Source organism: Undibacterium sp. GW821-FHT07F11, from assembly GCF_059418665.1.
Genome location: NZ_JBWKQH010000005.1, coordinates 181,547 through 195,260 on the forward strand (window position 1 = coordinate 181,547; position 13,714 = coordinate 195,260).

Sequence of the window (13,714 nt, forward strand, 5' to 3'; positions counted from 1 at the left end):
GCAGGCATGAAGGGAGTGCCACCACCGAAAACGATTGAGTCCTGGGTGGGCTGGATAAAACCAGATGCAGTCTAAGTATTGTCATGAGCAAGGTTGCAGATGCAGGTTGCCGCTCCCAGTAAGGGTGTCAACTGGCGCGCGTTTCCAATCATGGCAGTGGCCAGAAGTAATGCTCTGGTTGTTGCATTGTGCGGGTTCGAATCCCGTCGTGTCCACCAGATCAGAGAAGTCTGAAAGAGTTTAATAAAAAGAAAAAAGGAAATGAAATGGTTAACACACAATTGTTCCAAAGTTTGAAAAACTCACTGACAAACAAATTTTTGCCAGTCACAGATACAACAAATTTTTCTGGCGTAGCAGCCTACAAATTCACTGCCGAACACAAGCTGGCGCAATATGCAGCTACCGGTTGCCTGAACGCGACTTACTACGCCAGTGCAGAAGCACAACTGGCAACAGTGCTGGATTTGACTAAAGAGGTGTCCCCTCTGTTCGTGGCGCAAACGGCGATTTACTGCCGTGAACGTGGCTATATGAAAGACATGCCAGCCTTGCTGGTGGCAGCGCTGACCATGCGCAATGCAGTGGAGTTGCCGCGTACTTTCAAGCGTGTGATGAACAATGGCAAGATGCTGCGTAACTTTGTGCAGATTGTCCGTTCAGGTGCGATAGGTCGTAAGTCTTTGGGCTCTCGTCCTAAAAAATTGGTACAGGCATGGCTGAATACTGCCAGCGAAAAAGAACTGCTGTCAGCAGCGGTGGGTACTACACCATCACTGGCGGATGTTGTGAAGATGGTGCATCCAAAACCAGTCGAGGCATGGCGTGAAGCCTTCTTCGCCTGGTTGATAGGCAAGCCATACAAGGCAGAAGCTTTGCCACCTATAGTGTCAGCGTTTGAAGCATACAAGAAAGACCGCAGCCTGGCTTTGCCGGACGTGCCTTTCCAGATGTTGACAGCGATGGATTTGACGACAGAAGACTGGGCGCAAATCGCCCGTCAGGCTGGCTGGCAGATGTTGCGTATGAACTTGAACACCTTTGGCCGTCACGGCGTGTATGCCTTGCCAGGCATGGTGGAGTTGATCGCAGCTAAATTGAGTAATGCAGAAGCGATTGCCAAGGCCAAGGTATTTCCTTACCAGTTGATGGCAGCTTACAAGGCAACGAATGAAGAAGTGCCATTGCCTATCAAGAATGCCTTGCAGGATGCGATGGAAATCGCCTTGAGTAATGTGCCAGAAATATTTGGTAAGGTCGTGGTCTGTGCTGACGTGTCCGGTTCCATGTCGTCAGCAGTCACAGGTTACCGTGGCTCTGCAACGACAGCAGTACGTTGCATAGACATCGCTGCCCTGGTAGCAGCTGCCATGTTGCGCAAGAATCCATCGACCCTGGTCTTGCCGTTTGAAAACCAGGTCGTGAAATGTGATTTGAACCAACGTGACAGCGTGATGACCAATGCGCAAAAGCTGGCAGCGATAGGTGGTGGCGGAACCAATTGCAGTGCACCACTGGTGAAATTGAACAAAGAGGAGGCGCAGGCTGACCTGGTGATTTTTGTCTCTGACAATGAATCGTGGATGGATGCAGGTCGTAGTCGTACCACTGCAACCATGGCGGAATGGAATGTGTTCAAGCAACGCAATCCACAAGCCAAACTGGTGTGTATAGACATTGCGCCTTATGGCACGACACAGGCAGCAGAAAGAGACGACATTTTGAATGTAGGTGGGTTTTCTGACGCCGTATTTAAGATCATCGCTGCCTTTGCTGCTGGTCAGCTAAGTGCAGAGCATTGGGTAGGTGAAGTAAAGGCAATTGATATTTAGAGAACCGCTGGCGGGGCAAATGCAGTATGTGTCTCGCCAGTCCAGGTAGCAAAAGTTTTTGAACGCAGCATGAATGTAAATGTGATTACATATGAAAACTGTAAAATCACCTTTAAACCTTGTCATGTCGTGCTTCAAAAACCATGTGAGTGTGGTCTTGAGTTTGAAATGCAGTACGAATGCGCGGGCGATTACATCCCAAAAAATCGCAGGCAATCCTTGTCGTACAGTATTTCTCAATACCGCAATCAGATGTCGCAATACAGGTTTTGAATATGGCTTGAACGCTGACGTGATTACATTTGAAACGTAATATCACCTTCTATTTTTGTCATGCCGTATTCAATAAATATCATTGTTGCAGTTTTCTTGAATACTCTATGAATGTTCATGTGACTACATTTGCAATGTTCACAGCAATTCTTGTCATGGGGTAGTCAGGGAAATAGATTTGTAAAGGTTTTGAATGAGTTAAGAATGCTGGCGTGATTACATTTTGCGAAAATGAGACTTCACTTCAAACTCTTGTCTTGCCTTGTTCAATCAGGTTGTACCCGAATGCCATCAGGATTACATCGGTTAAATTGGTTCGACTCCAGTCTGGTCTGCACCGCAAGGACAGATCAGAAAGTCCTGGTAACACTTGTCGGGGTTTTATTATAAAAGTAGAGACGTGATGATAAGTGGAAAACAAAGAAGATCAGAAATCATGGAAAAGCGGCGTGCCCGCATACCCGTGAAAGAAAGTTTCGATGTTTATGCTTTGCCAGTTCCAGTTGGTGCGATTCCAGCGAATCGCGAGACATTAAGACACAACAATACTTGTGGCCTGTTGCCTTTGTTTTATGTGGACTATGCCTTTAACTGCAGGGATTGTGAGTCAGCACAGATTTGGACAGCGAAGCAGCAAAAGTGGTGGTACGAGATTATGCAGGGAAACATCAATAGCGTCGCTATACGATGCCGTCCTTGTCGCAAGACAGAGCAACACAGAAAGAAACAAGCCAGAGACATCCATTTAAGTGGCCTGGCAACAAAGCACAAACAATAAATTTTCCAGGCGAATGCCAATGAACATGCAACGGTCCTAAGGTGGTGAACAGATACATGAAGATGTATTCTTGGTCTGGTGTAGCCTGGGTACTGACTCTGACAAGAGTTTCCCGGCCGTCGATTTCACATCTCCTTGTCGCCGCAGTATTTAAAAAATGAAAGTTTGGAAATGAAAGAGTTTGTGTGGTGAGGCAGTAAGTAAGAATTTAGGCGAATGCTGGTGAAATTACATCACTTTTAATGAGGCGGTCGCGGGTTCGAAGCCCGTCACGAAATCTCGGTTTCGTGTAGCTCAGTTGGTAGAGCACCTGTGGGTAACCACATACATTTCACCCAATATTGTCGCCACCCTAATTTGAAAAAGAAAAAAGAGAAAATATGAAACACGAAGATTATGATGTAGTGCAGTACAAAGATGGTCGTCCTATCAAAATGTGGACCAAAGGTGTTCCCGTTGAAGAAGAGGCCAAACAGCAATTGGCGAATACGTCCCGTTTGCCTTTCATCTACAAACATATTGCCGTGATGCCGGACGTGCATCTGGGTAAAGGTTCTACCATCGGTAGCGTGATACCTACCCTGGGTGCGGTGATACCGGCTGCTGTTGGTGTGGATATCGGTTGCGGGATGATGGCTGCCAAGACCACCTTGTTTGCCCATGATTTGCCAGATAACCTGGGCCCTTTGCGTACCGCGATAGAAAAAGCCATACCGCATGGTATGTCACCTAAGACCCGTAGCTTCAAAGGCCGTGATAAGGGGTCTTGGGAATCGCCACCAAGCGCTGTGGATAATGCTTGGGCAGAATTGAAAGACGGTTTCGATGAAATCTGCTTGAAAACACCACGTTTGAGAAACACCAATAACTATCGTCACCTGGGGACTTTGGGTAGTGGTAACCACTTCGTTGAAGTATGCCTGGATGAAGCCAATGCCGTATGGTTCATGTTGCACTCAGGTTCTCGTGGAGTAGGTAATGCGATTGGTAGCCATTTCATTGAACTGGCCAAGCAGGATATGCGTACCCATTTCATTAACTTGCCTGATCAGGATCTGGCTTATTTGCCAGAAGGTACTGAGCATTACAAGGACTACATTCAAGCAGTAGGTTGGGCGCAGAAATTTGCGCGTATGAACCGTGAAGTAATGATGCAGAATTTGATTGCTGCCGTGCGTACCGTGATCAGCAAACCGTTTGAAACCCATGTAGAAGCGGTGAACTGCCATCATAACTATGTACAGAAAGAGCATCACTTCGGTAAGGATGTATTGGTAACCCGTAAAGGTGCAGTATCTGCGCGTGCTGGTGAGTTGGGTATTATCCCAGGTTCCATGGGCGCAAAAAGCTTCATCGTGCGTGGTAAAGGGAATGAAGAAAGCTTCCATAGCTGCAGCCACGGTGCAGGCCGTACCATGAGCCGTACCGCAGCCAAGAAGCTGTACACTGTTGCTGATCAGATCGCCGCAACAGAAGGTGTGGAATGCCGTAAAGATGCCAACGTGATTGATGAAATCCCTATGGCATATAAAGACATCGACGCTGTGATGTTGGCCCAAAGCGCCCTGGTAGATGTGGTGCACGTATTGAAGCAGGTAGTGTGCGTTAAGGGTTGATTTTGCGAGTTCAAGACCTCTGTAATCAGAGGTCTTGAACTTGATTTGAATTGAAAATAAAAATAATGAATAAGAAAATGATAGAGCTGGATGGCTCTTTGGGCGAGGGTGGCGGGCAGATTTTGCGTACGTCTTTGAGCCTGTCCATGATTACCGGTCAGCCGTTTCGCATCATCAATATCCGTGCTGGCCGTGCCAAGCCGGGCTTGTTGCGCCAGCACTTGGTTGCGGTGCAATCGGCTGCGGCAGTCAGCGGTGCACAGGTGACTGGTGCAGAACTGGGTTCGACCACGCTGGAATTCATTCCATCGGGCATCTATGGCGGTACTTATCAGTTCGCCATAGGCAGTGCTGGTAGTTGTACCCTGGTGTTGCAGACTTTGATACCAGCATTGCTGTATGCCGATAAACCTTCGAGTATCAAGATCACAGGTGGTACACATAATGACATGGCACCACCTGCGCAGTTTTTGCAAAAGGCCTATGGCCGGGTATTGCAGCAAATGGGTGCAGATATCAGCTTTGAATTAAAGCGCTATGGTTTCGTCCCTGCTGGTGGTGGTGAAATCATCGCCCAGGTACAGCCATGCAAGCAGTTGAAGAAAATCGACCTGCTGGAGCGCGGCGAAAGACTCAAAGGCTATGCTGAAAGCTTTGTTGCCGGCGTACCTGTCGATGTTGCCAAACGCGAGCTTGAATGTGTAGGTGCGGGCATGGGCTGGACTACAGATCAATTGCTGGTGCGCGGCCTCAGCAATGACCAGGGGCCTGGCAATGTGCTGCTGATTACGCTGGAACACGAACAGGTCACCGAAGTGTTTTGCGGTTTTGGCGAAAAAGCCGTCAAGGCAGAAAACGTCGCCAAGCGCACAGTGCAGGAATTGCGTGAGTATGTCGCATCTGGTGCGGCCTTGGGCGAGCACTTGGCAGACCAGGTCATGTTGCCATTTGCACTGGCGGGTGGTGGCAGCTTTACTTGCAGTGTTGTATCGCAACATGCCAAAACCAATGCGGATGTGATAGCCAGGTTTTTGCCAGTCAGTACAGAATTCAGGCCACAGGATAAACGCTTCATATACACGATGAAGCACAATTAAAAAGGAGAGCGAGATGAAACTTGCAGAAGCCTTGCTATTACGAGGCGATTTACAGAAAAAACTGGCATCCATGCGTGAACGCATCGTGCGCAATGGTTTGGTACAGGAAGGCAATACGCCACAGGAAGATCCTGAAGCCTTATTGCTGGAAGCCTATGCCGTGACCACGGAACTGGAAAAGATGGTGTTGGCGATTAATGCCGCGAACATGGCGAACAAACTGCCAGATGGCCGTAGTCTGACAGCTGCCATTGCCGAACGCGATAGCTTGATACAACGCCATGCCTTGTTGCAGGCGGCCATAGGATCGACGCATAAAGAACCAGATCGCTATAGCGCACGTGAAATAAAATGGGTGTCCGTATTTGATGTGAAAAAATTGCAGAAGCAGTCAGAAGACCTGGCCAAGAAATTGCGCGAATTGAATGCGAAGATTCAGGAAAGTAACTGGCAGGTAGTGTTGTAGCTGAGCTTGTAAAGTTTTCGGAACATAGGGTGAGCGTGGAACCCCGGCCCGATGACAGGGGGTGGAAAATATACTGGGATCGCTAACCGAGCGCGATGGGCAGCGCCAACAAATGACAACTCAGCCTATCACATCGCACTGTTGAAATTGCATACTGCAAACTTAACCACCACACGCTGGCTATGTTCCATTTTATTTTTATATTTACGATGCCTTGAATCGAGCGTCAAAAATACTTATACGTATATTTCTCTCAACATGAAAATAACTGTCGAACCAAAATCTAAATCGTATTCAGGAAAAGTGTTCACTGGCGTTAGTGAGTTATCGCTCGGCGCTACTGGTCTTCGTATTGTTGTTGCTGCTACTGATGAGACTAGTAAGAAGCGTACCTTGATAGAAATTCATTTTGAGGAGGCAAGAGGTTTTCGAGTTCTTGACGAAGGCGATCTTATTCCTTATTGGCAAAGTAAAGTATTTGAGCCTGGATACTGCCTGTTTGAAATCAAGTCTGGTGGTTGGCTAGAACAAGAAAGGCAATTTCCAGGGATGTTGGCAATTACAGAAGCGGTAGGCGATTTCAGGGAATGGTTTATTTGCACTGAATACAATTGCGTTAATGTTCTAGCCGTGAATCCACCATTGATCAGAGAATTTTCTTGATGCGATGCACGTCTGATACTTATCTCTAATCCCTGATAGCCAAGCTTTTGCTGAACTGAGTGTCAATATTTTTTTTGAATTCTATTGACACAGTAATTTAATCTCGTGCAGAATCGAGTCTCTTCGATATGCAGCAATATAAAAAATTCGCAGCAATCCGATTTTTTCATCAACACCCAATTCAAGAAAGGAACGGCCATGCCACGGAATACGGCTAGTAAGAACAATCAATACTTTTAGCCCCGTGCACGACGCTCGGGGTTAAGGCAAATCGCCAACCCGAGCCGGTCGTTTTTTTCAAAAACCCCGGTGAGGAAACTCGTCGGGGTTTTTACTTTTCAGCAGCTGATTTTTTGTTGGAACGCCAGAACTTGCATTGCCTTGCGCCATGCAGGCAGGGATGGTGTTCGCCAGAAAAAATATGCAGCCTTATTGGCAAAGAAAAGCAGCCAGATATGTTCCACGCAAGCAACACGATTTGCTGAAGCGGCAGGAGTAACTGTCTGAAAAAACACCGGCATGACAAGAAGGAAAATTGTATGCCTATAGCTCAAAGTTTGCACAAGGCCAAAGTACCTGTGCATATATTTACCGATGATGTTGATCACACTGCCATACAGCAGTTGCTCAATATCGCTAATCTAAACATCGTCCATCCCCACGTTGCCGCCATGCCTGATGTACATGCGGGTGTGGGGGCTACGGTAGGCAGCGTAATACCTACCCGTGCCGCCATCATCCCGGGTGCTGTGGGTGTCGATATCGGTTGTGGCATGAATGCCGTGCGCACCACGCTGACAGCCAGCCAGTTGCCTGACAATCTGGCGAAACTGCGCAGTGCTCTGGAAGCCGAGATACCAGTCGGTTTTCGCCAGCATGCCTGGAACAGGATGCGCGGGTCTGCGCTGGTCAGGGTGGGCAAGCCCTTGAATGACAGGCTGGACAAGATCGTTGCCAAGCACAAAAGCATCATGCGCATGCTGCCAAAGTTTTACCAGACCTGGATTTGCCAGTTAGGTACCCTGGGTGGTGGTAATCATTTCATTGAAGTGTGTATCGATGAAGAGCAGCGCGTCTGGATCATGTTGCATTCTGGTTCGCGCGGTGTGGGCAGTGTCATCGGCAAGCATTTTATCTGGGCTGCCAGAAAAGAAATGTGGCGACATCAGATACATTTGCCGGACAAGGACTTGTCTTATTTTACTGAAGGCTCGGAATTGTTTGATGACTATGTCGAAGCGGTGCAGTGGGCGCAGGATTATGCGCTGGCCAACCGCAGTGAAATGATGCGCAGGGCACTCGCTGTGCTTGAGAAAGAAGTGACCAGTTTCAAGCTTGATGGTGAAGCCATCAATTGCCATCACAATTATGTGTCGCAAGAAACGCATAATAATGAAAACCTGTTCATTACCCGCAAGGGGGCGATTTCTGCCCGCATGGGTGAGATGGGAATTATCCCTGGCAGCATGGGGGCGCGTAGTTATATCGTCAGGGGCAAGGGTAATCCTGAATCATTCTGTTCCTGCTCGCATGGGGCGGGGCGCAGGATGAGCCGGGGTGAGGCCAGAGAGACGTTTGATGCTGATGACCTGGCAGCACAGACTCAGGGTATAGAATGTCGCAAGGATAAGGGAGTAGTGGATGAAATTCCGGCTGCCTATAAGGATATCGATGCAGTCATGGCGCATCAGCGTGATCTGGTTGAGATTGTGCATACCTTGCGTCAGGTTGTTTGCGTGAAAGGATAAGAGATGAAGATCACTGTCAAATTACCCAAACCGCGAAATCCACTGGCAGTAGTGGCAAAGCAACGGAATGCCGGTGTCCATGGCGCACTCAATCCCAAGCGTACTGAACGCAGGCAAGAGAAGCAGCGTTTGCAGCAACTCAAAAGCGGGCGATTGAAGGATGAAGAGTAAGTAAGCAACTGGTCTTAAGCCGGGCGCTCATTTGGCAACAAATGGGCGCTTTTTTATTTGCATGGCTTGAAATACTTTGCTACGTGCCGTGAGTGCTGGATAGAATTGCTGCATTAAAAATATAAAACTGCGCCTGGTCGCAGACGGGGGATACACCATGATGCGGCAAAACCGGTTACAAGCCATAGACCTCTTGCGTGGTCTGGTCATCGTGCTGATGGCACTGGATCATACCCGCGACTTTTTTGCGGTCACCCCATTCGATCCATTGGATTTGCAGCAAGGTTCGCCAGGCTGGTTCTGGACGCGCTGGATTACGCATTTATGCGCACCCATCTTTGTGACCCTGGCGGGTATGTCGGCTTTCTTGCGGGCGCAACAGCGTGATAAAAAAGATATGACACGCTATCTGCTGAGCCGGGGTGCCTTGCTGGTTTTGCTGGAATGTACCTGGGTCAGCTTCAGTTGGCAATTCGGTTTCAATGTCTTTATTCTGCAGGTGATCTGGGCGATAGGCGTGGCGATGATGGCGCTGAGCCTGCTGATCTGGCTGCCACGTTGGGCGATTGCCCTGGTTGCGACTGCTCTGATACTGCCACATAACCTGCTCGATGGCATGCATGCCAAAGGCAGCCATGTCTTGTTCATGGCCTGGCACCAGGGTGGCTTTTATCCCCTGACTGACAAACTGGGTATAGTGTTTGCCTACCCGCTTATGCCATGGATAGGCTTGATGGCTGCAGGCTATGCACTGGGGCCGGTGATGTTGTGGGAACCTGTCAAACGCCAGCGTTTCTTGTTTTCAGCAGCGATAGTTTTGTTTGCGAGCTTCTTGGTGTTGCGCAGTGGCAATTATTATGGTGACCCTGACTTCTGGTCAGCACAAGGCAAGGGCTGGTTTGTGGATTTCATGTCTTTTGTGAAGGTGCATAAATATCCACCTTCCTTGCTTTACCTGTGCATCACGCTCAGCATAGGCTTGGGTACCCTGGCTTTGATGGACAGGTATGTGAAAAAACCCTTACCGCTATTGATGCTGTTTGGCAAGACGCCGATGTTCTTTTATCTGGTGCATATTGCACTGATCCATGCGCTGGGTTGGATTTACATGCAGCTGCGTTACGGCCAGATCGTTGATTTCCGCAAGCCTGAAGCGACACCAGAGTATGAAGCATCGCTGCTGGTTTGTTACCTGGCGTGGTTGTTTGCCTTGGCCCTGATGTGGGGGTTGACCAAATTATGGTTGGCGCGCAGGTCGCAAGCAGTTGCTACACCAGGCACTGCCTAAGACTGTATTTTTTGTTTTTGAGTAGCTGTATACAGCATGAGTCCCAGCAGGCTGATACAGGCAAAAATGGCACCTGCGTAAAAGGTAAAAGCGGATCCAAATTCCTGCCACAGCAACCCCGCGACAACACTGGCCAGCAACAGGCTGACACCACTGGCCAGATTGAAAAAACCAAAAGCGGTACCTCGCAAATCAGCCGGAGCACTGGCAGCGACCATGCTGGACAATAAACCCTGGGTCATGCCCATGTGTACTCCCCATAGGGCAATCCCCGCAGCCAGTCCATACCATTGCTGGCTATAGCCGAGAACCACATCTGAGGCCACCAGCACAAGCAAGCCCCAAGCCAGCAATTGGGAGTGCGATATCCGGTCAGACAGTTTGCCAAACGGGTAGGCTGTCGCTGCATATACCAGGTTCATGGCGACCATGATGAGGGGGACATAAGCGATGGGTATTTGCATTTGCTGGGCGCGCAGTATCAAAAACGCTTCGCTGAAGCGGGCCAGGGTAAATATGCTGCCCAGTGCCACCACCCACCAATAAGCTACGCCCATGCGGCGCAGATTGTGCATGCTGATGGGGTTGCCAGGCTTGTCTGCTAACTTGTTATCTGGCTCGTCTACGCCGACGAAAAGCAAGACCATCGCGGCAAGACCAGGGATGGCCGCCAGCCAGAATATCCGCCGGTAATCATTCATCCACAGTAGCATCAAGGCGGTTGCCAGCAAGGGGCCCACCACGGCGCCTATGGTATCCAGCGATTGTCGCAAACCGAAAGCTGCGCCGCGTATTTCGGCTGGGGTAATGTCCGTGATCAAGGCATCGCGTGGTGCGCCACGTATGCCTTTGCCTATTCTGTCCATCATGCGGGCTGTCAGCAGCATGCCCATGCCCTGGGCGATGGCAAACAGGGGTTTGGTGAAGGCACTCATGCCATAGCCAAACACAGCCAGTGCCTTGCGTTTGCCCAGGCGGTCACTCAGCGCACCTGAAAACACTTTGACGATGAGGGTGGTTGATTCAGCGATGCCATCTATCAGGCCAACGGCAAACACGCTGATGCCCAGCGTGCCGACCATGAACATGGGCAGCAGGCTATGTATCATTTCTGAAGAAATATCCATGAGCATGCTGACAAAACCGAGTACCCAGATACTTTTAGGCAGTGAAGGTTTGCTCATGTGGGCATCTTCCCGTGGAGGTAATGATGGGAGTGTGCCTTAATTTGTGGATTGTGGGAATGCTGTCTTGCTTGTTGCAGCGCAAACCAGCTCCGGGAAAGTCCCGAAGCCGGTCCAAGAAAGGTCAGGCCTTATTTACCTGCATCTTGCGCAATCTTGCGCATGGTTTCCAGCGTTGCCCCTGGCGTGATCAGGTTGCCGTCATAACGCAGTTCTATGAGAGCTGGAAGATTGTGTTTGCGGCTATGCTCCAGTGCACGTTCGAGGGCGGGGGCAAATTCTGCTGTGGTATTGACGACTTCACCACTGCCGCCAAAGGCGCGGGCCAGCGCGGCAAAATCCGGGTTGTGCAATTCTGTGCCGGAGACACGTGCCGGGAATTCTTTTTCCTGGTGCATGCGTATGGTGCCATACATGCCGTTATTGAAGACGATGATGACCACGCCTGCCTTGTATTGCACGGCAGTTGCCAGTTCCTGGCCATTCATCAGGTATTCACCATCGCCGGCAAAGGTGATGACGGTGCGTTGCGGGTCTATGATCTTGGCGGCAACGCCAGAGGGTACGCTATAGCCCATGGCACCAGAGGTGGGGGCCAGTTGCGTGCGCATGCCGCCGTAAGGGAAGTAACGATGCGCCCAAGTCGCATAATTGCCTGCGCCATTGGTGATGATGGTGTCTTTTGGGGCCAGACGTTTGATGTCCTGCACCACTTGCCACAGATTTAACGGGGCGTTTTCCTTGGAAAAAATCGCAGGCTCGGTTTGCCAGGCCAATAAATCAGCGCGTGCTTCGCTGACTGTTGTCTTCCATTTGGTGGCGGCATCCAGGCCTTCCATTTCGGCCAGTGCTTCTGCAATTTCCTTCATGCCGCTATTGATCATCAGATCAGCCTGGTAGACACGGCCCAGTTCCAGCGCATCGCTGTGGATGTGTACCAGCTTTTGTTTTGGCACTGGCGCTTCCAGCACGCTGTAACCGCTGGTGGTCATTTCACCGAGGCGCGGGCCTATGGCAATGATCAGGTCTGCATCTTTCAGTCTTTGCGCCAGCTTGGGATTGATGCCTATGCCTACATCGCCTATGTAGTTGGGATGGGCATTGTCCATCAAGTCCTGGAAGCGGAAGGCACAAGCCACAGGCAGGTGATTGCTGGTGGCGAATTCGCTGATGTGCTGACATGCCGCCTTGTCCCAGCCGCTGCCACCCAGCAACAGCACAGGGCGTTGCGATACAGTCAGCATATTGCGCAGTTGCGCCAATTGCTGCGGCGAGGCAGATGCCTGCACCGGCGTGTAATGACGGGTGTCGGCAACTTCTGCCACCTGGGCCAGCATGTCTTCTGGCAATGCCAGTACGACAGGGCCGGGGCGGCCACTGGTCGCTACCTGGAAGGCGCGGGCGATGTACTCTGGCACGCGGTCGGCGCGGTCTATCTGGGCTACCCATTTCGCCATCTGGCCAAACATGCGACGGTAATCTATCTCTTGAAAAGCTTCTCGTTCTACAAAATCATTGCCAACCTGGCCTATGAACAAAATCATGGGTGTCGAATCCTGATAAGCCGTATGCACGCCGATAGAGGCATTGGTGGCCCCCGGCCCACGCGTGACAAAGCAGATACCTGGTTTACCGGTCATCTTGCCATAGGCGTCTGCCATGAAGGCTGCGCCGCCTTCCTGGCGGTTGATGATGAAACGTATGGGGCTGTCATGCAGGGCATCCAGCACCGGCAAATAACTCTCGCCAGGTACACCGAAGATGGTATCGACACCGTGGACTTGCAGGGCATCCACAATCAACTGGCCGCCAGAACGTGATTTCAGCATGATAGACAATGAAAAAAAGTAAAAGCAGTACGCTACCAGAAAGCCTGCTTAATTTGCATCGTATTTGAGGCTTGTGCACGGAATTATCATTGAATAGGTTAGATTAACTAACCCTGAATGAGGTAAAATAGCGCCCGAAGCAGGCCAGACAATCGCTGGTTGCCTTGAGCAATCAAGGTGACGGGAGGAAGGTCCGGACTCCATAGAGCAGGGTGACGGCTAACGGCCGTACGTTGAAAGCCAGGGCGCAAGCTTTGGTATAAGGCGAGGAATAGGGCCACAGAGACGAGCGTATTAAGTTACGGTGAAACGCGGTAACCTCCACCCGGAGCAATTTCAAATAGGCACGCGTTGATGTGGCTCGCGGAGCGTGCGGGTAGAAAGCTTGAGCGGCGGAGCAATCCGTCGCCTAGAGGAATGATTGTCATAGCAGACGGCAGCAATGCATTATGCCGTAACAGAATCCGGCCTACCGGCCTGCTTCAACTTATTTAGATTTGCACAAAATCGCCCCAGTTGCACTCAGTTCACTATTTAGCTCCCGCCTTTACCTTCCTTGTACTAAAGTACTGTCTTCGTCGCTACGGTGAAGGCGGGGTTTCAGACAATATATTGTCTGCCGGCGTAACGAACCGCCCTTGCAAGGGCGGTTTCCTAAAGCATGGCCTTGCTGGGACAATTTTGTGTAGGTCCTATTATTTAATTTGCACATTTCTTTGGCTTCGTCCCAAACATCCTCACAATATGCGGCAGTCTGCTCCAGAATGTC

General features: G+C 50.2%; 11 protein-coding genes and 1 other RNA gene. 10 read left to right on the top strand and 2 right to left on the bottom strand.

What is annotated here, in order from left to right; all coding sequences use genetic code 11:
- Positions 1–266: 266 nt before the first annotated feature.
- The 9 genes from AC07OI_RS14185 to AC07OI_RS14225 all read left to right on the top strand — a co-directional run bounded on the left by AC07OI_RS14185 (position 267) and on the right by AC07OI_RS14225 (position 9,932).
- Complete coding sequence (locus tag AC07OI_RS14185; protein WP_495257692.1) at positions 267–1,832, top strand: vWA domain-containing protein; 1,566 nt, start codon at positions 267–269, stop codon at positions 1,830–1,832.
- A 709-nt stretch (positions 1,833–2,541) separates the two neighbouring features.
- Positions 2,542–2,883 carry a zinc-ribbon domain containing protein gene (locus AC07OI_RS14190; protein ID WP_495257693.1) on the top strand — a complete coding sequence of 114 codons (342 nt, stop codon included), beginning with the start codon at positions 2,542–2,544 and terminating at the stop codon, positions 2,881–2,883.
- A 380-nt stretch (positions 2,884–3,263) separates the two neighbouring features.
- Positions 3,264–4,499 carry an RtcB family protein gene (locus AC07OI_RS14195; protein WP_495257694.1) on the top strand — a complete coding sequence of 412 codons (1,236 nt, stop codon included), beginning with the start codon at positions 3,264–3,266 and terminating at the stop codon, positions 4,497–4,499.
- A gap of 65 nt (positions 4,500–4,564) precedes the next feature.
- Positions 4,565–5,596: an RNA 3'-terminal phosphate cyclase gene (rtcA, locus tag AC07OI_RS14200; RefSeq protein WP_495257695.1), complete on the top strand. Its 1,032-nt coding sequence runs from the start codon at positions 4,565–4,567 to the stop codon at positions 5,594–5,596.
- Positions 5,597–5,609: 13 nt separating this feature from the next.
- Positions 5,610–6,062, top strand: coding sequence for a DIP1984 family protein (locus tag AC07OI_RS14205; protein ID WP_495257696.1), 453 nt, complete (start codon positions 5,610–5,612; stop codon positions 6,060–6,062).
- Positions 6,063–6,113: 51 nt separating this feature from the next.
- Positions 6,114–6,725 carry a hypothetical protein gene (locus AC07OI_RS14210; RefSeq protein WP_495257697.1) on the top strand — a complete coding sequence of 204 codons (612 nt, stop codon included), beginning with the start codon at positions 6,114–6,116 and terminating at the stop codon, positions 6,723–6,725.
- A 539-nt stretch (positions 6,726–7,264) separates the two neighbouring features.
- Positions 7,265–8,473, top strand: a complete 1,209-nt coding sequence (locus AC07OI_RS14215) for an RtcB family protein (protein WP_495257698.1) — start codon at positions 7,265–7,267, stop codon at positions 8,471–8,473.
- A gap of 3 nt (positions 8,474–8,476) precedes the next feature.
- Positions 8,477–8,644: a hypothetical protein gene (locus tag AC07OI_RS14220; RefSeq protein WP_495257699.1), complete on the top strand. Its 168-nt coding sequence runs from the start codon at positions 8,477–8,479 to the stop codon at positions 8,642–8,644.
- 157 nt (positions 8,645–8,801) lie between these two features.
- A complete protein-coding gene (locus AC07OI_RS14225; protein WP_495257700.1) occupies positions 8,802–9,932 on the top strand; it encodes an acetyltransferase domain-containing protein in 1,131 nt (376 codons plus the stop codon).
- Here the strand turns inward: AC07OI_RS14225 and AC07OI_RS14230 are convergent.
- Both AC07OI_RS14230 and AC07OI_RS14235 read right to left on the bottom strand, forming a co-directional pair.
- On the bottom strand, positions 9,929–11,116 hold the full coding sequence (locus AC07OI_RS14230) for an MFS transporter (protein WP_492703406.1): 1,188 nt from the start codon (positions 11,114–11,116) through the stop codon (positions 9,929–9,931). The two genes, AC07OI_RS14225 and AC07OI_RS14230, sit on opposite strands and share 4 nt — an antisense overlap.
- Before the next feature lie 131 nt (positions 11,117–11,247).
- Entirely contained in the window at positions 11,248–12,945 is a 1,698-nt protein-coding gene (locus AC07OI_RS14235) for a thiamine pyrophosphate-binding protein (protein ID WP_492703407.1), read from the bottom strand.
- A 136-nt stretch (positions 12,946–13,081) separates the two neighbouring features.
- On the opposite strand from AC07OI_RS14235, the gene rnpB reads away from it, so the two are divergent.
- Positions 13,082–13,433, top strand: an RNA gene (rnpB, locus tag AC07OI_RS14240) — RNase P RNA component class A.
- Positions 13,434–13,714: the final 281 nt, after the last annotated feature.